Origin of the sequence: Actinobacillus vicugnae (genome assembly GCF_901687125.1) — a bacterium.
Lineage (GTDB): Bacteria > Pseudomonadota > Gammaproteobacteria > Enterobacterales > Pasteurellaceae > Actinobacillus > Actinobacillus vicugnae.
The window spans coordinates 51,056-73,449 of the sequence record NZ_CABFJY010000001.1; the positions used below are offsets into that span (position 1 = coordinate 51,056).

Genomic DNA, 22,394 nt, shown 5'->3' on the forward strand with positions numbered 1-22,394 from the left:
TGAATTGGGGTATCTAATAATTTCTAGGTAGGATAGTAGCACTGGCAAACCAAGAAAGAAACCGACTAAAAACATTCCATTCCGCTTTTTTTATGATTTTGTGATATGGATCAGAATTTATCAGCTCAATTACTTTTGTGCATAAAAAAATAGCCATAGTGAATAACTATGGCTATCGTGATTTATAAGAAAAAAGTGCTGAGTTGGAACAATTTTTCAATTTCGCTCACTTGTTTTTTGTCGTTTACAAAAACAATCACTCTATCATTTTCTTCAATTTGGGTGGATTTGTGCGCAATAATTACTTCTTCGTTACGCACAATTGCCCCGACAATCGCCCCTTGTGGCAATTTTAGCTCGCGCACGCTTCGACCAACCACTTTAGAGGATTCAATATCTCCGTGTGCAATCGCTTCGATACATTCCGCTTGCCCTTGTTTGAGTGAGGCAACTTGTACAATATCGCCTTTGCGCACATGGCTAGAAAGGGCTGAAATGGTGGCTTGTTTTGGTGAAAGTGCAATATCAATCGTACCGCCCTGAATTAAGTGGAGGTAAGCCATTTTCTGCACTAACACAATCGCTTTTTTCGCACCTAAACGTTTTGCTAATAATGCCGACATAATATTTGCTTCATCATCGCTGGTAAGCGCTAAAAACAGATCAATATTTTCGATATGTTCTTCAAATAACAGCTCCTGATCGGAAGCATCACCGCACAACACGAGTGCTTTTTCTAATTTTTGGGCGAGTTTTTCCGCTTTGTGTGGATCTCGCTCAATCATTTTTACGCTACATTGTTCTTCAAGATCTTTCGCCAAACCAGTACCGATACTGCCTCCGCCAACAATCATCACTCGTTTATGTGGCCGTTCTAAACGCTGTAGCTCACTCATCACTGCTTTAATATTGTGCGTGGCACAAATAAAGAATACTTCGTCACCTGCTTCAATAATGGTCGATCCTTGCGGAATAATTGCGCGCTCTTGGCGGAAGATTGAGACGATACGAGTTTCAATATAGGGCAGGTGATCACGTAGTGCTGAAATAGGATAGCCAACTAACGGACCGCCATAATAGGCTTTTACGCTCACTAAACTCACTAATTCATTTGCAAAATGCGCTACTTGTAATGCCCCTGGGTAATTAATCAAGCGCAAGATTTCTTTTTTAACCAAGACTTCTGGCGCAATAATATGATCGATAGGTAACGCACCATCGTTAAACAATTTTTCTTTCTCACGCACATAGTCTGAATTACGAATACGAGCAATTTTGGTCGGAATATGAAACAACGTATGCGCAATTTGGCAAGCGATCATATTGGTTTCATCGCTTTCCGTTACTGCAACAATCAAATCTGCATCGCTTGCACCTGCATCACGCAATATTTGTGGTGAAGCGCTGTTACCTTTTAAAACTTGTAAATCGTGCTTATCTTGTAGCGTGTTTAAACGACCCTGATCATCGTCAATCAGGGTAATATCGTTATCTTCACTCACCAAATTTTCTGCGAGAGTAGAGCCGACTTGCCCAGCCCCTAAAATAATTATTTTCATGTCGTTTTTACCAATTTCGCATAGAAGAAGCCATCACCGCCATTTTGCTGTGGTAGAAATTGCTTCATTGCAGTTTTTTCAGTGTGAAAGTCCATTTCGAGTAATTTGGCATCGTTTTGTTGTGCAATAAACTGTTGAATTTGCTGTTCGTTTTCTTCAGGTAAAATTGAACAGGTTGCGTATAATAAAACGCCATTTGGTTTTAAGCGACGCCATAGTGCATTAAGAATGTCGCTTTGTAGTTTTGCTAGTTCTGCAATATCTTGATCTTTGCGTAACCATTTTATATCTGGGTGGCGACGAATCACGCCCGTTGCTGAGCAAGGTGCATCTAATAAAATGCGATCAAACATTACATCTTGGTCAAGCCATTCTTCAGGTTTAGCCGCATCGCCACAAATCACTTTCGCCGTTTGTCCTAGACGTGCTAAGTTTTCTCGCACGCGTTTTAAACGCCCTTCTTCAATATCTAACGCAATTACTTGTGCCTGCGGTGCTGTTTCTAAAATATGGGTCGTTTTACCACCAGGGGCTGCGCAAGCATCTAAAATCAGCTCGCCATTTTGAGCGTCGAGTAATTCGGCAGACCATTGAGCATGCGCATCTTGCACAGTTGCCCAGCCTTGTTCGAAATGCATTAATTTGCTAACAGGTACAGGATTTTCTAACAAGATAGCGCATTCGGGCACACAAGCGGTCGAATTTTCTGAACTTTTGGCAACTAAATCGCCCAATAACACACGGTAGTCTTGCGCTTTAATATGTTGGCGATTTGCACGAATCCACATTGGTGGGCGTTGATTATTGGCTTCAATAATCTCTCGCCAATTGGGATAAACTTTTTTGATTCGATTAATAAACCAATCTGGATGCATTGTCTGCCAGTGTTTATCTACTTTCGCTAAAATATCGGCTTGCTCACGCAAGAAACGGCGTAACACGCCATTGGTTAGCGCTCTAAAACTATCTAGCTTGACTAATTTCGTGGCGTTCACCACTTCATCTACTGCGGCATGTGCAGGCACTCGCATATAGAGCAATTGATATAACCCGACTAATAGCAAACAATGTACCAAGCGGGTTTTACCTTTCAGTGGTTTATCGACTAATAGCTTGATAATGTGTTCCAAGCGAGGCAGTACACGGCAGATACCAAATACCATTTCTTGTACTAAAGGGAGGTCTTTGGGATCAAGTTGGCTTTGTGCTTCTGGCACTAAGCTCGAGAGCGATTTCCCTTGATCTAACACCTGTAAGATAATTTGTGCGGCAACAGCACGCACGTTTTGTGTTTTGTTTTTCATATTAAAAAATGTCGTTGTCTCTCAGTAAGTGGATATTGCCTTTACGACGTAAAAATCCAGAGCGATCAAAATATTCAATTAGTTGTACGGTAAGTTTGCGTCCGTATTGGATCTCATCTCGTAGCTGATTTACTGAGATTTCACCATGTTGCTGAATAAAATTGCGAATAAATTGTGCGAAAGTTTCAATCTGCTCAGTTAATAAGAAGCGGTCTTTAACAATCGGAATTAAATAGCCTAATTTGCCCGCTTTATACAATAAATTACGCATTTCGGTTTCATCCATTGCCAATTGATTAGCAATATCTCTTACCCATAGTGCTTGGTTAGTTGCTTCAAAAAGCGGTCGAATTTGTTGCCAAATTTGCAATTCATGCGAGTTAAATTCAATTCGATGCTCCGCCAGATGTAACCAGCCTCGAGTTTGGGCTAATTGGTGTGTGGCCAGTAGATCATCAATCAGCATTAAGCCGAGCTTTTCAGGTAAATCAAGCAGTGCCATACGGCGTAAACGGGCTTTTGCCACACCTAACTGATCTTGGTGAAGCTCATGATATTCAGCCAATTTAGCTAATACTTTTTGTTGTGCATCGATTTTAAACGCATTGCTATAAAGCCATTCATCATTGAGTTTAAAGCCTAATTGTTCCAGCTGTGCAGGGAGTAATTGTTCATCCCACAGTAAACGGTCTCGTGCAATCGCATCACGTTGCAAATAAAGGCTAATACGTTGTGCGTAGCTTTCAGTTTGTGCCAATTGCGCCAAATAAGCTAAGCGAGCTTCACTTCGTTTATAACGTTTGGGCGAATGGATTTCTAACACCTGTGCGCCTGCCACGGTTTGGCTATCATCACCACTACGAATAATCAGTTTATCATTTAATGCAATATGCAACGGCTCATCAAGCAATAATTCTGCAAAATATTCGGCTTTTTTGACCGCTTGTTTTGCATTTAATAAGCTCAGTTTGCCCGTAATATGCGAAGCGAAATGGTAAATATGCACGGCAGAAGTTTCTTTTAACGCTTGGGCAGCAGTCAGTTTTACGGTAATTCGATCCGTTGCAAAAGCGGGTGGTAGTTCGCTCAGCCAATGACCTCGGCGAATTTGCTCTTTTTCAATATTTGCCAAATTAAGCGCCAAACGTTGTCCTGCCATACCAATTTCTGACGGGCTATTTTGCGCATGAATGGCTTTAATGCGCACCCTTGTGCCATCAGAAAGATACAGCGAATCTCCGACGCTCACTTTACCTGCCACAGCTGTCCCTGTTACGACAAGCCCAGCACCTTTGATATGAAACACACGGTCGATCACATACCTAAATGGCGGTATGCAACTTTGCTGTTGGTTTTCGGCTATTAAGTATGCTTTTAGCTCGGCAATACCTTCCCCTGTTAGGCTAGAAGTCACAAAAAAAGGTGCATGATTCAGCGAAGGTAATTGTTGTTTAATTTGCTGAATAAGCGGGGTAATTTGCGTTGCTTCAACCCGATCTGCTTTGGTTAGCACTACTATAATTTGCTTGAAATTCAATAAGTTAAGAATTTCCAAATGCTCAATGGTTTGGGGTTTAATGCCTTCTTCGACAGAAATCACTAATAACGCATGCTGTACGCCCCCGAGTCCTGCTAACATATTCGATAAAAATTTTTGATGCCCTGGTACATCAATAAAACCAAGAATTTCATTTTGAGGTGAATCGTTGGTTATCGGCAAATAGGCGTAGCCAAGATCAATAGTTAAACCACGCTTTTTCTCTTCAGGTAAATGAGCAGTATTAGTGCCTGTAAGCGCTTGTAACAAAGCGCTTTTGCCATGATCGACATGGCCTGCGGTGACAATAATCATTCTCTCTCCAACATTGTAATGAGTAGCTCAAATTGTGCGACCGAGCGTAAATCTAACCAAAATTTTTGCTGAGCAAAGCGCCCAATAATCGGACAGCGAAAGCTTTTAAAGCGCTGTTCTAACGCTAATAAATCACTTTGTTTCTCGGCGCTGATTGTAACTGCCACCGAAGCGAGCGTTTCCATTGGAAGCGCACCACTGCCAATTTGAGCAAGGCTATCTTCAATTTGTAAACTAAATTCAGCGGTTAAATGTTTGCTGAGGGCTTGTTTTAATTGCTCAGCTTTCAGCTTTAAGACATAAAGTGGTTGAGTAAGTAAATGTAACGTCGGTAATGCCTCGGTTAATTTTTCTGGGAATAAATAGTGACGCAGTGTTGCCTCTAAAGCACTTAAAATCACTTTATCACAACGCAATACCCGTTTTAGAGGATGGGCTTGTAGCGCTTCAATCTGTGCTTTTTTGCCGACAATAATTCCAGCTTGAGGGCCACCAAGCAATTTATCGCCAGAAAACGAGACTAAATCCACACCTGCAGCGACTTTTTCTTGCACCATTGGCTCCGCAGGTAAATTAAGCTGCGCCATATTCGTTAAAGAGCCACTACCTAAATCGCTGATTACCGCTAAATTAAATTCGTTACCTAGCTCCACCAATTCTTCTTCAGAGACACTGCTGGTAAAGCCTTGAATCTGATAATTGCTGGTATGCACTTTCATTAAAAAAGCGGTATTTTCATTGATAGCATTGCGATAATCTTTTAAATGAGTGCGGTTCGTAGTACCCACTTCAACTAGGGTACAACCCGCTTGTTGCATAATATCTGGAATGCGAAAGGCGCCCCCAATTTCCACTAATTCTCCCCGAGAAACGATAACCTCTTTGCCTTGAGCGAAAGTTGCAAGCATCAATAGCACCGCGGCTGCGTTATTGTTTACTACACAAGCGGCTTCTGCGCCCGTTAGCTGTGCAATCAAGGCAGACACCGCATTATCACGATGTGAGCGCTTGCCCTGTTCAATATCAAATTCTAATGCAACATTGTGACGCATTGCGTCTGTGGCGGCAGAAATAGCTGCTTCCGACCATAGCCCTCTCCCCAAATTGGTATGCAACACCGTGCCTGTCAGATTGAACACTTTTTTGATTTGAGGCTGCTGTATCGCTTGTAGCTTTGCAGACAGTTTGGTAAAAAGCGCCGATTCGTGTTCAAGAAATGCAGGCAATTTTTGTGTGGTAACCATCTGTTGACGAGCTTCTTCAATTAAGTTTCTTGCCTCAGAAACAAAGGCTTGATGACCAAATTTATTAATTAAATCAATAGCTTGTTGGCTTTTTAGTAGTTTATCAATTGAGGGAATAAGTCGGAATAATGTTTGCATAATAAAAAAGAGTAGGAGAATTTTGAACAATTCTAATAAATAAAGTAGAATACCGCTACTTTTTCAACGGAAGTGAGTCGCCTCTGGTGAGGCGGTAGGACTTCAAATCCTATTGAGGACGCCAGCGTTCTTGGGTGGGTTCGACTCCCATTCACTTCCGCCAAATTACTTAGCATTTTACTTGGTACGAATAAAGACTGAACCACGGAACATAAAATATTCCGTGGTTTTTTTATTGGTAAAATATTTGCTAAATTCGACCGCTTGTTCTGTTGCTATTTGCCGATACAGAACGAGCTAAAGATATTGCCTAGCAGATCATCCGAGGTAAACTGCCCTGTAATTTCACTGAGCGCATTTTGTACCATACGTAATTCTTCTGCGAGTAATTCGCCCGCAAAGAATTGGGTTAATTGCACATGACCGCGTTCCAAATGTTCCGCAGCAGTTTCAAGCGCTTGTAAGTGGCGGCGTCGTGCTAAAAAACCACCTTCCGTTGAGCTTTGATAACCCATTGATTTTTTCAGGTGCTCACGTAATAAGTCTACGCCCACTTTAGTTTGTGCCGATAAACGAATTAACGTAAAGCCTTCTAACTGCTGTAAGCTTTCCGTTTCGCTAGATAAATCCACTTTATTGCGAATCACAGTAACAGGAATGTTTTGTGGTAGTTTAGCTAAAAAGTCTGCCCATTCAGTTTTAAACGCTTCAGCGCTTTGTTCGGTACTATCGATCATCAGTAACACGTGATCAGCTTGCTCGATCTCATTCCACGCACGTTGAATACCGATTTTCTCAACCTCATCGCTTGCTTCACGCAAACCTGCGGTATCAATAATATGTAATGGCATACCGTCGATATGAATATGTTCACGTAATACATCACGGGTAGTGCCTGCAATATTAGTTACAATCGCCGCCTCTCTGCCTGCTAGCGCATTAAGTAAGCTTGATTTACCTGCATTCGGGCGACCTGCAATCACCACCTTCATCCCTTCACGCAAAATCGCACCTTGTTTTGCTTCTTTGCGTACGCTGTCAAGTTGGTGAATAATATCGTTTAAATGCCCTTCAATTTTACCATCAGCTAAAAAGTCAATTTCTTCATCAGGGAAATCAATTGCTGCTTCTACATAAGTACGCAGATAAATAACAGAATCAACTAATTGATTGATTTTATTAGAAAATTCACCCTGTAAAGATTTCAGCGCTGAGCGAGCTGCTTGTTCGCTGGTTGCATCAATTAAATCGGCAATTGCTTCTGCTTGTGCGAGGTCGAGTTTATCGTTTAAAAATGCTTGCTCAGAAAATTCCCCCGCACGCGCAATACGCACACCTTTTACCGCCAAAATACGTTTTAGCAAAATATCTAAAATGACCTGACCGCCATGCCCTTGTAATTCCAGCACATCTTCACCCGTAAAAGAATTTGGCGCTTTAAAGAACAAAGCAATGCCTTGGTCTAACACTGTACCGTCTTGATCTTTGAATGGTAAATAGTTGGCAAGACGCGGTTTTAGTTCTTTGCCTAATACTGCTTGGGCAACGTTCTGCGCCAGTGGGCCTGAAACGCGTAAAATGCCCACGCCACCACGCCCAATTGGGGTTGCCTGAGCCACAATGGTATCTTTCATTTTGTATCCTTTCTTATTAAAGAAGCGGTCATTTTTGCAAAAGAATTTGCAAATTCGACCGCTTGTAGTTGGCTTATCATACCATAAAACAAAAAGGCACCGTATATTTACGGTGCCTTTGGACTCGCCAAAACGAGTTTATTTCTTACGAGAATGTAAACCTTTTTTCTCAAGGTTACGGTAAATCAACCATTGCTGGGCAATTGTGATTAAGTTTGAGGTTAGCCAGTAAAGCACTAAGCCTGACGGGAACCATAAGAAGAACACAGTGAACAATACAGGCATGAAAGTCATCACTTTTTGCTGCACTGGATCTGCCACTGGGGTCGGCGACATTTTTTGTAACAAGAACATTGAGCCACCCATTAATAATGGCAGAATGTAGTACGGGTCTTGTGCCGATAAGTCTTGAATCCAACCAAAGAATGGAGCATGACGTAGTTCTACCGCTTCCATAAATGTCCAATATAATGCGATGAAAATCGGCATTTGGATTAAGATTGGTAAACAACCACCCATTGGGTTTACTTTCTCTTCTTTATAGAGCTTCATCATCTCTTGGCTCATACGTTGGCGATCATCACCAAAACGCTCACGCATTTCTTGGATTTTCGGCTGTAACATACGCATTTTCGCCATTGAGGTATATTGCGCTTTGGTTAATGGATACAAAATGGTTTTCACCACAAGTGTTACACCAATAATCGCTAAGCCCCAGTTAGATACGATGCTTTGAATGAAAGTTAATAACGCAAATAATGGTTTTGCAATGAACCACGCCCAACCATAATCCACGGTTAAGTCAAGGTTTGCTGCGGTTGCTTCCATTTCTTTTTGATCTTTTGGACCCGTCCATAATTGGCTAGTAATGGTCGCTTCGCTGTTTGGTGCGATTTCTGTCACAGGACCACGGTAACCAATGGTTGCGATACCATTATTGGTGCGTGAATAAAGTGCATTTTGCGCATCTTGATTTGGTACCCAGGCAGAAACGAAATAGTGTTGTAAAACCGCAACCCAACCTGCTTTGGTATCAATATTTAAATTTGCTTTTGCCATCTCGTCGAAACTATATTTTTTATAGTTTGTTTCTGATGAAGAGTAAGCGCCGCCAGTATAAGTCGGCATAGTTAAGCTACCAGAACTTTCAACCAAAGTATGTTTTAATTGACCATAAGGTTGAACTTTAATTGCTTGAGCGGTTGGGTTTTTCACATTGAAGTTTACCGCAACATCATAACTACCACGTTTTAAGACGAAAGTTTTAGTGTACAGTACACCGTCTTTCTCAAACGTCATTGGCACGCTGATTTCAGCTTGACCGTCTGCTAATACAAATGCATCTTGTGCAACTTGATATTGCGGACGACCTGAATTGGTATCAATCCCGTTTTTACCCACTAAACCACTTTGCGCAACATAAGTTGTTGCACCAGTTTGTAATAATTTAAATGGAGTTTTAGAATTTAATTCTGCATTGTGTGCTAATAAATCTGAACCAATAACATCGCCACCTAAGGTATCGATAGTTAAACGTAATACATCGCTTTGAATAGTAATGGTTTTACCTTGCGTTGCATTTTCAGCAATAAGCGTATTAGCATTTGATGAAGCAGGCACATCGCCCGATTGTGATGCAACTTGAGCTTGTTGTTGTGCTTGTTTTTGCGCTTGAATTTCAGGATTGAAATCCTGCTGCCATTGCGTAAAAACTAAAAAAGACACTAATAACAAACCCATAACCAATAAACTACGATTTGAATTCATGTTGAGTTTCTCTTGGGTTAAGGAAGATAAAAAAGAAAGGCATTTTATAATAGGTTGGCACTAGATCCAACCGCCTTTTGCGAATAGCGGTCGGATTTAGCAAGAATTTTGCAAAAACTTGACCAAATTCGACCGCTTGTTAGGTAATAGTCGATTTAACGGTGAAGTGCTTGCATCGCTAATTCAAACCACATTTGGAGCATTTCTGGCGCTTCTACTGCCTCATCGGGAATACTCCAATAGTGCATTTTCTGCCATTTTCCTTTCGAAAAATATTCATATTGAGTGCTACCAATTTGCTGAAAGTGCGACTGGGTTTGCGCATTTGCCTTCACAAAAATTTGGTTATCTTTATTAATAATCGCCACAATCTTGCCAGCTGAAAATAAGCAAGTTTCACCAAACATATTTTTAGATTGAAAATGAAAACGAGGAAATAGCTGGTCGTTAATAAATCCTACAAATTCTTTGGACATAAATCTTCCTCAACAAAACAAACCGTCTTATTTTTTCAACATTTTGCAAATTGCCTCTCTCTGCTTGTTTTACTATACACTTCAACAAGTTGTCCCCTCCTGCAAGGGGCGAGTGTAATAAGCCGTTACAAGCAAGTTTTGAGCATTTACTACCTAATTTCAAACAAAAAAGGGCAACATTGTGCCCTTTCACTTTATGTTTAAAGCTTACTGCGTTGCATTATAGAACTTATAAGCTTCGTCCATATTTTCAAATTTATGCATTATGCCTTTATCTAGCACCATTGCATTATCACAATATTCCTTCATGGCTGAAGGACTATGCGAAACTAAAATAATCGAGCGATCTTTACGCTTTTCAAATAACTCATGTTTACATTTTGCCGCAAAGCGAGAGTCACCTACCGCAATTACTTCATCAATTAAATAGCAGTCAAATTCAACCGATAGTGATAGCGCAAAAGCTAATCTCGCTTTCATACCTGATGAATACTTCTTAACGGGTTCATATAAATAGTCGCCCAGTTCAGAAAATTCTTCAGTAAACGCTTTTACATAATCAAAATCGGCATTATAAATACGACAAATAAAACGCAAATTATCCATGCCCGTTAAACTGCCCTGAAAAGCGCCACTAAAAGCGAGTGGCCAAGAAATTGACATATGACGCTCAATCGTACCTGTCGTTGGTGGCTCAACTCCACTCATTAAACGAATTAAGGTCGATTTACCCGCACCATTTCGCCCCAAAATACCAATTTTCTCACCTTTTTGCAGATCAAAATTAATATCTTGTAACACCGTTTTCCAGCCACTATTAGTATGGTAGCGTTTGCTCACATTTTTTACGCTGATCATTGTGGTTCAATTCCTTTACTAAAATTTCGCACCAGAATCAGTCCTAATAACAGCATTGCTAAATCACATACTACTAAAAAACCGATATTTTCATAGGTTGGTACTAAGTCTCCAAAATAGCCATGACGAAACATTTCCGTACCACTAATCATTGGAATCCATTGCGCAATTTCACGAATTTGTGAAGGCAGAGAATGTACGAAGAAAAAAGCCCCTGAAAGTGGTAATAACACAAAGCTTAAAGTACCCCAAATTTTACCGAATACTTCTATTTGCTGTGCTAAAGAACAAATAATCAGCCCTAACCCAAATGCAAAAAATGCCATGAGAATCCAAGCGAGCAGCATATAAAACACATCTTTTGGCGGTTCGACCCAGCCAATAAAGACTAACACTGCGGTAATTAAAATTTGTGCCACTGTAGCGCCAGCGACTTCCAATAACATACGAGCAAAAATGGTATCTAACACTCGCACATTACGGTGGTATAACAAACTCAAGTTAGCCGAAATAGAACCAATTGCTCGGTTTGAAACATTTCGCCACATCATTGCCATTGGATAGCCCGTAATCGTAAACGCTACAATATTCAGTGTAGAAATTTTATCTGCACGGAAAAACTTCCACATCAAGACAATAAAAAACGTTAAAAGCAGCGGTTCAATAAACAGCCATAAAAAACCCAAGTTTTTTCGACCATAGCGAGTAATAATTTCTCGCATTAACAGTGCGTAAATGACTCGCCCTTGAATTGCTAATGATTGTCGAAACGTTGTTTGGTCACCATATTGCATTAGTTTTTATGCTCTCTCACACTTGTGATTAATAAACCAAAAATGCCATATAACATCAAGCCAATAATAAAAGTGGCAATAATGTTATATAAACGATTCGGCGCTAATGCCCAGTCTGGTTTACTTGGTTTGCTGATAACTTCTAAATACAACTGTTGGCGATCTGCCTCACCTCTAGTGTTATGTAAGGATGCCATTGCTGCAGTAAGTTGTTGTTGTGCAAGCTCATTCGCCAATACTAAACGCTGATAATCTGCCGATTGATTTGCCACCGAGCTACCTGTATTGCCAGAAAGTTGTTTAGATTGTTCATCAATTTCTTTACGCAAGCTTTTTTGGCGCATAAGCAACGCACTAACTTGCGGGTTATCTGGTGTAATAGATTGCAATTGCGCTAATTGCGTTTCCACACGAATTAACTCACTTTTTAAACTTGAAATTAACGAAAGCTGTACGCCTGATTGCGCAGGTAAATCGAAAATTTTGTTTTTAATACGATACTTGCTTAATGCTTCGGCTGTTTCATTTACATTTTTTTCTGCTTCTTCGACCGCTTGCGCCGCAAATTCCAAAGTGTCTTTACGACCACGTGCATTTAAGCGGTTAATCAGATCTTCACCCTGTTTTAACAGTTTTTCATTTAATTGTTGACCTTCACTCGCTTCAAACGCTTGAACGCGTAGCGTCGCAATTCCTGATACTGAATCCACATCAATACTTAAACGATCTTTAAAGTAACGGAAAAATGCTTCTTGCGTGTCATTTAAACCAAAGCCATTAAAACGGCTAAGAATATCGCCTTTTGTCGCATAAAAATCACGTACAGGTAATTCAGTTTGTAGCTGCTCTAATGCGGTACGTGAACGCATATACTCTTGCACAGAATAAGTATCATCTTGCGAACGAGCAAAGCCCGTACCTTGTAACAAAGCCCCCACACCAGACAAAGAAGATTGATTGCGAGGCGAGCGCACTACAAAGCTTGATTCAGATACATAAATATCTGAAGCGAACAAACCAAAATAAATAGCCGAAAATAACGTTGGAAAAATAACCGTTAGCCAAAGCAAAGGGTTTAATTTGTTTAACAAACTCTTTTTCTTTGGTTTTTGGGGTTTCTCTTCGGTAATTGCTACCATTATTTTTTCCTCAAAATAGATATATTGTTTTAATTAAAAGCTACGAATACTGTTGGTTGTACTCGTAATTGGCGATGTGACTGAGAAAATCATTCTCAAGAATTTTTGGAATTCAGATAGTGGCGCATTCGACACATACACAATATCTTTATCCTGCATTGGGAAACGTTGTAATAAAAACATTGATTGTGGCTCAAGCAAATTCACACGGTACACCGTTGGTACATCCATACCCATGCCATAGCCTTTTGACTCCCATTGCGCTTGCTGATCTAAACTTAACTGTGCAAAAGGTACATGACGAAACACAAACACACCACGAGGGTCTGAACGTGTATCAATTAATCCCCCCATTTTACCAATAGCTTCCGCTAGCGTAATTCCCTTGCTTGAAAATTTCATTTGCTGGTTATTACCGACTGCACCTAAGCCCGTAAAACTATACGGCGTATTTAAAAGCGACACCACATCGCCCGCACGTAATGTAATATTTTGCGCTGGATCAGAAATTAACGTTTCGAAAGCTAAAGTTTTTACTTGAGAACCACGGGTTAATTTCACCGTTACATCTTCAATATTTTCCATGGTTCCGCCTACTGCAGCCACAGCATCTAGCACACGCTCATTATTCGCACTTAATGGCATACGAATACTATTACCTTGGCGAACTACCGTCACATCAGCCGAATTATTATTCGCAATTTTTACTAACACTTGTGGTTGATTTGCTTTACGTTGTAATGCGCCCACGATTTGAGACTGAATTGCTTCTGGTGTTTTGCCAGCTACACGAATATTGCCCACAAACGGCACGGTAACTGTACCGTTTTGATTTACCATTTGTGCAGGTAATTGTGTTAAATGTCCGCTACCTTGCCCTTCCGAGCTAAACGTGCCACCAAATAAAACCGCGGGTGGTGCTTCCCAAATCGAAATTTCCAGCACATCACCCACATTCACTAAGCCTGCATAGCCAGCCCCGCCTGCAGTACCTAAAAAGCCAGAAAATTGCTGACTTTGTTGAGTCTGATAAAGTTGTTGAACTAAACCATTATCTAACTCCACCACATTTACTTCTGGTAATGGTTTATCTGAATTCTGCGAATTGGCTTCTAGAATTGCGCTATGGCTAGGACCTGAAGTAGGTAAGCTTGAGCAGGCTATAAGTAAAGAACTCGCTAAGCCTAATCCTATGATTGAACTAAGTTTTTTTATTTTCATCTAGTAAAAATACTCTATTGCAAAGGTGTGTAAAATGAGTATAAGTCACATAAACTTATAGATATAATGCTATAAAAATAGATTATAGCTTAACATCAGGGCTTTTAAAACGGCTAGCTAAGATATTACTTTTCTATAAAGAATAGACATTATTTTAATAAATTAAATGGGGGTAAATGTTGATGAAATTAGCATTTATCGCTTGGAATAGTTTTCAGGTTTTGCATTTCAAGTCTTTATTACAAGCACTCCCGAGTGCATTTCTTATTATTGAAAAACGCAGACGTAGTGTACCTATCTGTCGGGATATACTAAGAGATATAAATAATAATATTGCTTATATCAACCATGCGGATATACATGCAAAAATTGATGGGAATTTTGATGTTCTAGTTGCTCAAACCGCTTTTGAGCAACTTTATTTATTTCGCCACACCAAAATCGCATTGCTCCAATATGGATATGCCAAAGAACCATATAACTATGGGACTTGGAGAGCATTTGCCGATCTAAATTTAGTTTATGGACAATATGCCTATGAGCGAATTTCCTATTTTTCTCCAACTAAAATAACGGGCTGCCCACGCTATGATGTTTGGCATACACCAGCATTTCATCAATTCGCAGCGAAAAAATATCAGCCTAATCTAGATATGTCGAAGCCCACGATTTTATATGCACCGAGCTGGGGCGAATTATCTAGTTTCCAATTGTATATAGAAGAAATAAATAAATTATCTTCTACATACAATGTATTAGTGAAATTACATCACAATACGCTTTTATTAGCGAATAAACGCCATAATTATGAAAAGATGTACCCAAATCTACATTTTTTCTATGAAAGTGAAGACTTACTTTTACTTATTTCAGTCGCAGATCTTGTAATCTCTGATTTTAGTGGGGCTATTTTTGATGCTATTTTTTGTAAAAAACCCGTGGTACTGCTTTCAATACCAACGCTTAATCAGCAAAAAGTAGATAAATTTAGTTTAGAGATTGCGCGGAGAAAAGAGTTAGGCTATGAAGTGAAGACTCCTTCACAATTAGCTGAAGTGCTTAAATTTGCCTTATCTGAAAAGAAATTGATAGATTCAGCGCTATATGAAATGCTTTTTTCTTATGAAAAAAATGCAACTGAACAAGTTATTAATAGCTTACAAAAACTTGCTAACAATGAATATTCATTATCTCAACAGCAATTATATGTAAGACACACTGAAAAATTGTTAAATCTTGAGAAGATGAAACAACAAAAAACTAAAAAACAATCTTTTAGTCGAATAAAAAAATTTTTCAAAAAAATTAATAAAAAATAAATTTAAAATTTTATTTTGAGAGGCTATTATTCTTTTGAATATAAAGATAATTTCAGAAAAAGAAAGCCAATACTTTTATTTAATGATACGGAGTTTAGGAATGAAAAAGGTATTAACCTATGGTACTTTTGATTTATTGCACCATGGACATATTCGCCTATTAGAAAGAGCAAGAGCATTGGGGGATCATCTCACCGTTGCTATTTCAACTGATCAATTCAACCTAGGTAAGGGCAAAGTTTGCGCTTACACCTACGAAGAACGTGAGCATATTCTGAAAGCAATTCGCTATGTAGACGAAGTGATTCCAGAAACTCAATGGGAACAAAAAATCGAAGACGTAAAAAAACACGAAATTGATGTATTTGTAATGGGAGATGACTGGGCAGGAAAATTCGACTTTTTAGCAGATTATTGCGAAGTCGTTTATTTACCAAGAACTCCTGATATTTCAACGACTCAGATTAAAAAGATGCTCGCGAAAAAAGACCTCGCTGCTGGGCAAAAACAAATTCATGAATAAAGGAATTTGTTGATGCTTGCTACCCTCAAAAAGCATTTACCACCACTACAAAGAATTCTGAGAGAAAGTAACTCTCGGCGTTCTTTTACTGTTTATTGGTATGGGCTTCGCCTGCTTTTTGCACTTGAACAAGCCGATCATATTCGCCTCAGAAAATTAGCAACGAAAATGCTCAATAACAACATAAATATTGGGCATTACTTTTTAGCACAAAGCTATTTTTTATGTGGTGAATATGTTCTAGCAGAGCAAGCGGTCAAAAAAGTCGAAAATTTTGCAAAAACACCAGAAGCCATTTTCTTATATGCAGAAATTCTTACAAGAACTCAGCGCAAACAAGACGCTTGGCAATTACTGGAACAATGTGCCTTAACCAATAAAAGAAAAAAAGTTTGGATATACCTTACCAATTTAGTGGAAAACCCTAGTGATTATCAACGCTTAGAACAACATATTGAAAAAGTAAGAGTAACAACACCTTACCTAAAATCGGATTTACTGCTCCACCAAAGAACAAATGCCGCATTACGGGCAGGCTTAACTGAGATTGCATTAAAGCTAGCAGCACAGCAAAAATTAGTTAAATCTGCAAAATTTAAGCCAAAAACGACCGCTTATAGCGATAAATTAGCGGCAAAAGCATTGGCAGATCTAAAAAAAGTATTGGAACAAAAGAATATCCCTTTCTTTTTGATTAGTGGCACATTATTAGGCTGTATTCGAGAAGGAAAATTGCTAGGACACGATAAAGATATTGATGTGGGCGTATGGGATGATTATAGCTATGAACAACTAGCAAGTATTCTTGCCAGCTCAGGCTATTTTTATCTTGTTCCCACACGAACGAAACACCTTGTTATGTTAAGACATGTTAATGGCATCATGCTTGATGTATTTATACATTATCGTGAATCAAATGATTATTGGCATGCAGGGGTAAAAATAAAATGGCATAACGCACCATTTAATTTAATATATACTGATTTTCTGGGCGAAAAATATCTAATTCCAGAAAATTACGATTTATATCTAACAGAGAATTACGGTGATTGGCGCACGCCAAAAACTAAATTTGATAGCGCTTTTGATACGCCAAATATGGAGGTTATCAATGAAGCGGAAATGCAGGTTTATACGGCTAAACAGCAGGAAATCTAAATGAAATATAATATAAAATTATCATCTGTGCCTAGCTTATTACAAGGCTTATATCTATATAAACATCGCCAATATGAAAAAGCACAGCAAGTTTTTAGTAAAATTTTAGAAAAACAACCTCATAATGCATATCTAAATTTTAGATACGGAATGGCTTTATATAAAGATAAAAAATGGGATGAAGCAAATCACTTTATTCAAAGAGCTGTTGATATTGATCCTGAACAGGATGGTTGGAAAAAACAATTAGCAACTACAGAACGTTATAAAAATGATGTTTCAAAAGTAAAAGTTGTAGAGAGTAAGAAGAAATTAGAAAAAGATCCTAATAGCCCAGAATATATTTGGGAATATGCTATTTCTTTAATTGAAACTAAACAATATTGGTTAGCACAATTCCAATTAGAAAAATATATTACTTTGAAGCCTAATTCAGAAAAAGCATTTAATCAACTTGGCATTGTATCTGAAAAATTAGCAAATTATGAACAAGCATTTTTGTATTTTCAAAAGGCAAGTCAATTTGCTCCACTTAGCCGTAACTACAAATATCGCATGGGGTATAACCTAGAAAAACTAGGTAATATAGAAAATGCACAGAAATGCTATGACCTTGTAATTGGTATGAGTCATCCAACAGATGAAGTCTCTCTGTTTGGAATTGGTGCTTTACATGCCAAACGTGGGCTATGGGACACAGCCTTAGCTGCTTATTTACAATATCAAGCACAGCATAATTCAAAGTCCCCAGAACTATACTATCGCATCGGTATGGCTTACGAACGCCTATATCGCTGGGCAGAGTCAGCTAATTCATTTGAAAAAGCAATTGAATTATCAGAGGTTATAAACGCTAATTGGTGCTTCAAATGTGGTCAGGCTTATGAAAGAGCAGAAATTTTTAATAAAGCCGCTGATTTCTATTTAGAAGCAGTAAAACGCTCAGATAACTATAAAGATTATTGGCTATATCGTTTAGCAATGATGTTAGAAAAAATTGGTGATTACGAGCAATCTGCATTTTATTTCCAGCAATCTCGCAGACGCCAACTTGCTCATGCAGTAAGTCCAAAAGATGTAATTAAAAATAAAGAGGAGGAATTTCTTTCATATTATACTGAATATTATGAAACACTAAACATTGATGAAAATCTAGTTCTAATTGAAAGTTTCTTTGGTGGAAATATTAGTTGTAATCCATATGCTCTTCTATCTTATATGCTAGATAATAATTACAATTATACTTATATAGTTGTAATTAAAAGTGACACCGTTATTCCTGACAATCTTAAATTTAATAAAAATATTATTTTTATCAAGCGAGGAACAGACGCTTATTTACGTTATTTATGTACAGCCAAATATCTTATTAATAATGTTAGTTTCCCTTATTATTTTATTAGAAAAGAAGGGCAAGTTTACTTAAATACTTGGCATGGTACGCCAATGAAAACGTTAGGAAAAGATATTAAAAGCCCATTTATGGATCATGCTAATGTAAGTAGGAATTTCTTACAAGCAACACATATTATTTCACCTAATCGCCATACTACTAATGTTATTTTAGAGCAATATGATATTAAAGATTTATTTAGTGGTAAGCTCGCAGAAACCGGTTATCCTAGAATTGATTTATCATTTAATTTAACAGAAAAAAGACGTGAGAAAATCAAAGAAAAATTGGGGTTATTAAATAATAAACCTGTTGTATTTTATGCCCCTACTTGGAGAGGAACATCTCAATCAAAAGATTTTGATACAAGCAAGTTACAAAGTGATCTAAGAAAACTTAAATCGGATCAATATAATCTTGTATTTAGAGGACATCATTTAGTAGAGCAATTACTAGAAAATATTGATTTAGATGTTATTGTCGCTCCAAAAGATATTGATAGTAATGAATTACTAGGGTTCTGTGATTTATTAATTACAGACTACTCTAGTATTATTTACGATTTCTTGGCTTTAAATAAACCTGCTATTAGCTATATTTATGACTATGAGGAATATGATGCAGAGCGAGGCTTATACTTAAAACCTTCAGAAATGTCAGGTGCAATTTGTTCAACCATATCAGAAGTAAAAAAAACTATTTTGAAAAATATTAGTTCAGAAACAACTAATGTATCTAAAGCTGATATTAATAAATACTCTTACTTAGATGATGGTATGTCATCAAAACGTACTATTGACTTTATGTTCAATCAAGATGATACCTATGAATATAAATATGATAGAAAATCTTCAAATATATTCTTTGAAGGACCTTTTATACCAAATGGAATTTCTAGATCATTTTTGAATTTAATGTCTTCAATTAAAAATTCAGATAAAAATATTACACTTTTGATTAATGGTTCAGATATATCTCAAGATCAAAAACGCCTTGCGGAATTTGATAACTTGCCTTCAAATATTACAGTCTTATCTAGAGTAGGTAGAACCCCAATGACTTTAGAAGAACTATGGGTGAGAAATAAATTTGAAGAAACTTATCAGATATATTCAGATTCTTTTATTCATACATTATTGAAAATCTATAAACGAGAAGCCCGTAGATTACTAGGGGATTCATCTTTTGATAATGCGATTCATTTTGAAGGTTATTCGCTATTTTGGGTATTATTATTTTCTCAGATCAATGCCAAAAAGCATATTATTTATCAGCACAATGATAAGTATAAAGAATGGAAAGGTAGATTCCCATATTTGGAAGGTGTATTTAATAGCTATAGGTTTTTCGAGCAGATTGTTTCTGTATCAGAAAAAACAATGGAAAATAATATACTGAATTTAGCAGAGGCGTTTAATATTCCTAAAGATAAATTTACTTTCTGTAATAATGCAATTAGTATTGAGCAAATATTATCTAGTTCAGAAGATAATATTGAGATGGAAGATGAATTTACTTCTTTTACAGGTAAAAAATTTATCAATATTGGACGAATGTCGCATGAAAAAGATCAACTAAAATTAATTGAAGCTTTTTCAGATGCTAAAAAGCAACATTCAAATATTAGATTATTTATCCTAGGAGATGGCGTCTTAAAACAAGATTTAGTTAATAAGATTAAAGAACTGTCATTAGAAAATGATGTGTACCTTCTCGGGCAGAAAAAAAATCCATTCCCGTATTTAAAACAAGCGGATGTATTTATTCTATCTTCTAACCATGAAGGGCAGCCAATGGTTTTATTAGAATCTCTTACGCTCGGTACGCCAATTATTGCAACAGATATCGTTGGGAACCGCAGTATCTTAGGAGATAAATATGGAATACTAGTAGAAAACAGCAAAGAAGGATTAGTTCAGGGTATTAATAGGTATATGGAACAAGGTGGTAGAAAAGATAATTTTGATCCATATGAATATCAAAATGATGCAATGGCTAAGTTTTACTCATTATTAGCAAACTAGAAAATATAAGGAAAAGAATAAACAATGCTAGATTTTTTTAAAATTGAATTTAATGAAAATACTAAATACGAAGAATTAGATATCGATTTTACTGCAAAAGAGATCTATATCAATAAATCATCTATTGGTAAAGATGAAAAGGAAAAATTAAATTATAATTTTTTAGCTGTAGGAAGAAGTAATGTTGAAGCTAAAAAGTTAATTGCAGATTTATCTAATAATCGATATTTTTTAACAAATCATACTAATGGAATATCTTTATTCACTAAATTTATTGATGGTAAATCATTCTTACCTCATTTTAATGATAAAAATGTACAGGTATGGAATGACACTTTCTATACATTAGAAGAACCTCAAGCTAAAGATAATAACAATAGATTATTAATTATCTTTTCTTCTATAGCAGATTTAGCATTTAATGCTTCAGTATCAAGACGTATGTTTTTTAAGAACTTTCCAAGTATAAGTAAATATATACCTAAAAATACATATATATTAAGAATTGCTGATATTGGTGGAGTACTTGGAGGATTCTATTCAAATAGTAATGCCGATATGATGTTTGAAGAAAAAATACAAAAATTAATATGTAAAATTAAACGTGATTACCTTATTAAAGATGATAATATTGTTTTATATGGAACATCTAAAGGCGCTACTGGTGCATTACTCCATGGGATTAAGCTAGGTCTTAAGACTATTTCTGTCGATCCAATAGTTTCAGATGAATACTATATAGAAAAACATAATGATTTACATTTTGTAACAGATGTATTTCCTATGTCTAAACAGGAAAAGTTTATAAAAATTTTAAAAGAAGAATCTCACAAGAACTTAAGTAATATAAAACTTATTACATCGCCAAACTCTGAACAATTTAAATATATAAATAAAATCTTATTAGCTTCAAATTTAGGAATATGTTCTTATATATTTACAAACCCACAAATTAAAGGTCATACCTATATAGGTGAACAAACACTAAATTTTGTTACATCGATGTTAAATAATTTACTCTATAATATAGATATAAAGGATAGCTTTGTTTCTAATTATTAATAATATATTGTCTAAAATATATTAATTGATGTAATGGGGGAAAGCTTTACTGTTTATCCATTATGCTTTCAATTGATACAAGAGTTGCTAATAATTATTTTCTATATTTATTAGTAACTCTTTTTATTTTATAACTCCTTTGCAGATATAATCTTATCAGCCTTAATTAATCCATTAAGATTATTCAGATTTCTCTTTATCTAACTAAAATACTTTTACTCGTTTAAGTAATTAAATAAATAAAACGCTAGGATGTCTATTTTGGGCATAGTATTAAAAGCGGTCAAACCTTCTTTTGTATTGGGCAAAATTAAGGAAAATAAGACCGCTTACTCATTAAACGATGTTATGGAACCAGCCACATACAATGGTAAGGGTATGCGGTATAGCAATACTGATAAAAGCCTAGAATATGGTTACCCGTTTTTCTCCATGTGCCAGACGCAGCATTTGCTGTAGCTGTAGAGAAAAAGATTGAAGAGGCTGCAATAGCAATAAGTGCCTTTGATAAGAATGTCTTCTTCATAAGATGCTCCTTAATGTAGCAATACGAGATTAATCAAAATGTATACAATCTTAGGTTAAGTTATATACATCTTTATTGTATTAATAATTCTCAAAAATGAAATTAGACCACCATATTCCTATCTATAATATATTTAACTTTCCTTAGTGAAATTATTACCCAAAATATTTAGCTTATTTTGAATTTTATATCTCTCTTTTATTTCCTCGTTTTCTAAAAATTACCGAGTAGTGAGTGTTTGCTGTGGTTAATTTTTTGTTTTGATACACCTGTATTAAAAATATATTCTCTCTTCAGTAAAAAGGAGCAGGAGGTGGTTTGGAGGCTAGAGCATCAAGCGGTCGAACTTCTTTAATATTTTGCAAAAATCAAAGAAAATTCGACCGCTTGTATACTTGTATAT

At 36.9% G+C, this 22,394-nt stretch carries 17 protein-coding genes and 1 tRNA gene; 6 read left to right on the plus strand and 12 right to left on the minus strand.

Annotation, left to right across the window (positions count from 1 at the left end; translation table 11 throughout):
• Positions 1-182: 182 nt before the first annotated feature.
• The 4 genes from trkA to selA are packed head-to-tail and all read right to left on the minus strand — an operon-like array spanning position 183 to position 6,097.
• Complete coding sequence (trkA, locus tag F8M47_RS00260; RefSeq protein WP_150538220.1) at positions 183-1,559, minus strand: Trk system potassium transporter TrkA; 1,377 nt, start codon at positions 1,557-1,559, stop codon at positions 183-185.
• Complete coding sequence (gene rsmB / locus F8M47_RS00265) at positions 1,556-2,863, minus strand: 16S rRNA (cytosine(967)-C(5))-methyltransferase RsmB (RefSeq protein ID WP_150538221.1); 1,308 nt, start codon at positions 2,861-2,863, stop codon at positions 1,556-1,558. Before rsmB ends, trkA begins: the two co-directional genes overlap by 4 nt.
• 1 nt (position 2,864) lies before the next feature.
• A complete protein-coding gene (gene selB / locus F8M47_RS00270) occupies positions 2,865-4,715 on the minus strand; it encodes a selenocysteine-specific translation elongation factor (protein WP_150538222.1) in 1,851 nt (616 codons plus the stop codon).
• The gene (gene selA, locus F8M47_RS00275) at positions 4,712-6,097 is read right to left on the minus strand and encodes an L-seryl-tRNA(Sec) selenium transferase (RefSeq protein WP_150538223.1); all 1,386 of its coding nucleotides are present in this window, start codon (positions 6,095-6,097) and stop codon (positions 4,712-4,714) included. Before selA ends, selB begins: the two co-directional genes overlap by 4 nt.
• Positions 6,098-6,165: 68 nt before the next feature.
• Between selA and F8M47_RS00280 the strand changes: the two genes are divergently transcribed.
• Positions 6,166-6,260, plus strand: a tRNA-Sec gene (locus F8M47_RS00280).
• 112 nt (positions 6,261-6,372) lie between these two features.
• Here the strand turns inward: F8M47_RS00280 and mnmE are convergent.
• From mnmE to F8M47_RS00315, 7 genes are all read right to left on the minus strand, one after another.
• On the minus strand, positions 6,373-7,731 hold the full coding sequence (gene mnmE, locus F8M47_RS00285) for a tRNA uridine-5-carboxymethylaminomethyl(34) synthesis GTPase MnmE (RefSeq protein WP_150538224.1): 1,359 nt from the start codon (positions 7,729-7,731) through the stop codon (positions 6,373-6,375).
• A gap of 138 nt (positions 7,732-7,869) precedes the next feature.
• Positions 7,870-9,498, minus strand: a complete 1,629-nt coding sequence (yidC, locus tag F8M47_RS00290) for a membrane protein insertase YidC (RefSeq protein WP_150538225.1) — start codon at positions 9,496-9,498, stop codon at positions 7,870-7,872.
• 155 nt (positions 9,499-9,653) lie between these two features.
• Positions 9,654-9,974: a TfoX/Sxy family protein gene (locus tag F8M47_RS00295; protein WP_150538226.1), complete on the minus strand. Its 321-nt coding sequence runs from the start codon at positions 9,972-9,974 to the stop codon at positions 9,654-9,656.
• Between the two features lie 207 nt (positions 9,975-10,181).
• Entirely contained in the window at positions 10,182-10,832 is a 651-nt protein-coding gene (locus tag F8M47_RS00300; RefSeq protein ID WP_150538227.1) for an ABC transporter ATP-binding protein, read from the minus strand.
• Positions 10,829-11,626, minus strand: a complete 798-nt coding sequence (locus tag F8M47_RS00305) for an ABC transporter permease (protein ID WP_150538228.1) — start codon at positions 11,624-11,626, stop codon at positions 10,829-10,831. The genes F8M47_RS00300 and F8M47_RS00305 overlap by 4 nt, the downstream gene beginning before the upstream one ends.
• Positions 11,626-12,765, minus strand: coding sequence for a capsule biosynthesis protein (locus F8M47_RS00310; RefSeq protein ID WP_150538229.1), 1,140 nt, complete (start codon positions 12,763-12,765; stop codon positions 11,626-11,628). The genes F8M47_RS00305 and F8M47_RS00310 overlap by 1 nt, the downstream gene beginning before the upstream one ends.
• A gap of 33 nt (positions 12,766-12,798) precedes the next feature.
• Entirely contained in the window at positions 12,799-13,986 is a 1,188-nt protein-coding gene (locus F8M47_RS00315) for a polysaccharide biosynthesis/export family protein (RefSeq protein ID WP_150538230.1), read from the minus strand.
• Between the two features lie 176 nt (positions 13,987-14,162).
• Between F8M47_RS00315 and F8M47_RS00320 the strand changes: the two genes are divergently transcribed.
• From F8M47_RS00320 to F8M47_RS00340, 5 genes are all read left to right on the plus strand, one after another.
• Positions 14,163-15,305 carry a CDP-glycerol glycerophosphotransferase family protein gene (locus tag F8M47_RS00320; RefSeq protein WP_150538231.1) on the plus strand — a complete coding sequence of 381 codons (1,143 nt, stop codon included), beginning with the start codon at positions 14,163-14,165 and terminating at the stop codon, positions 15,303-15,305.
• A 100-nt stretch (positions 15,306-15,405) separates the two neighbouring features.
• Complete coding sequence (tagD, locus tag F8M47_RS00325; RefSeq protein ID WP_150538232.1) at positions 15,406-15,828, plus strand: glycerol-3-phosphate cytidylyltransferase; 423 nt, start codon at positions 15,406-15,408, stop codon at positions 15,826-15,828.
• Between the two features lie 12 nt (positions 15,829-15,840).
• Positions 15,841-16,986, plus strand: a complete 1,146-nt coding sequence (locus F8M47_RS00330) for a LicD family protein (RefSeq protein WP_150538233.1) — start codon at positions 15,841-15,843, stop codon at positions 16,984-16,986.
• Positions 16,987-20,403 carry a CDP-glycerol glycerophosphotransferase family protein gene (locus tag F8M47_RS00335; RefSeq protein WP_150538234.1) on the plus strand — a complete coding sequence of 1,139 codons (3,417 nt, stop codon included), beginning with the start codon at positions 16,987-16,989 and terminating at the stop codon, positions 20,401-20,403.
• A 24-nt stretch (positions 20,404-20,427) separates the two neighbouring features.
• The gene (locus F8M47_RS00340; protein WP_150538235.1) at positions 20,428-21,465 is read left to right on the plus strand and encodes an XcbB/CpsF family capsular polysaccharide biosynthesis protein; all 1,038 of its coding nucleotides are present in this window, start codon (positions 20,428-20,430) and stop codon (positions 21,463-21,465) included.
• A 346-nt stretch (positions 21,466-21,811) separates the two neighbouring features.
• Here F8M47_RS00340 and F8M47_RS00345 read toward each other — a convergent pair whose 3' ends face one another.
• Complete coding sequence (locus tag F8M47_RS00345; RefSeq protein WP_150538236.1) at positions 21,812-21,991, minus strand: hypothetical protein; 180 nt, start codon at positions 21,989-21,991, stop codon at positions 21,812-21,814.
• Positions 21,992-22,394 lie beyond the last annotated feature (403 nt).

Coding starts and splice junctions, on each gene's coding strand:
- F8M47_RS00335 (WP_150538234.1), top strand. CDS start 16,987: ATGAAATATAATATAAAATTATCATCTGTGCCTAGCTTATTACAAGGC.
- tagD (WP_150538232.1), top strand. CDS start 15,406: ATGAAAAAGGTATTAACCTATGGTACTTTTGATTTATTGCACCATGGA.
- selB (WP_150538222.1), bottom strand. CDS start 4,715: ATGATTATTGTCACCGCAGGCCATGTCGATCATGGCAAAAGCGCTTTG.
- trkA (WP_150538220.1), bottom strand. CDS start 1,559: ATGAAAATAATTATTTTAGGGGCTGGGCAAGTCGGCTCTACTCTCGCA.
- yidC (WP_150538225.1), bottom strand. CDS start 9,498: ATGAATTCAAATCGTAGTTTATTGGTTATGGGTTTGTTATTAGTGTCT.
- F8M47_RS00315 (WP_150538230.1), bottom strand. CDS start 13,986: ATGAAAATAAAAAAACTTAGTTCAATCATAGGATTAGGCTTAGCGAGT.
- F8M47_RS00340 (WP_150538235.1), top strand. CDS start 20,428: ATGCTAGATTTTTTTAAAATTGAATTTAATGAAAATACTAAATACGAA.
- rsmB (WP_150538221.1), bottom strand. CDS start 2,863: ATGAAAAACAAAACACAAAACGTGCGTGCTGTTGCCGCACAAATTATC.
- F8M47_RS00320 (WP_150538231.1), top strand. CDS start 14,163: ATGTTGATGAAATTAGCATTTATCGCTTGGAATAGTTTTCAGGTTTTG.
- selA (WP_150538223.1), bottom strand. CDS start 6,097: ATGCAAACATTATTCCGACTTATTCCCTCAATTGATAAACTACTAAAA.
- mnmE (WP_150538224.1), bottom strand. CDS start 7,731: ATGAAAGATACCATTGTGGCTCAGGCAACCCCAATTGGGCGTGGTGGC.
- F8M47_RS00295 (WP_150538226.1), bottom strand. CDS start 9,974: ATGTCCAAAGAATTTGTAGGATTTATTAACGACCAGCTATTTCCTCGT.
- F8M47_RS00310 (WP_150538229.1), bottom strand. CDS start 12,765: ATGGTAGCAATTACCGAAGAGAAACCCCAAAAACCAAAGAAAAAGAGT.
- F8M47_RS00305 (WP_150538228.1), bottom strand. CDS start 11,626: ATGCAATATGGTGACCAAACAACGTTTCGACAATCATTAGCAATTCAA.
- F8M47_RS00345 (WP_150538236.1), bottom strand. CDS start 21,991: ATGAAGAAGACATTCTTATCAAAGGCACTTATTGCTATTGCAGCCTCT.
- F8M47_RS00300 (WP_150538227.1), bottom strand. CDS start 10,832: ATGATCAGCGTAAAAAATGTGAGCAAACGCTACCATACTAATAGTGGC.
- F8M47_RS00330 (WP_150538233.1), top strand. CDS start 15,841: ATGCTTGCTACCCTCAAAAAGCATTTACCACCACTACAAAGAATTCTG.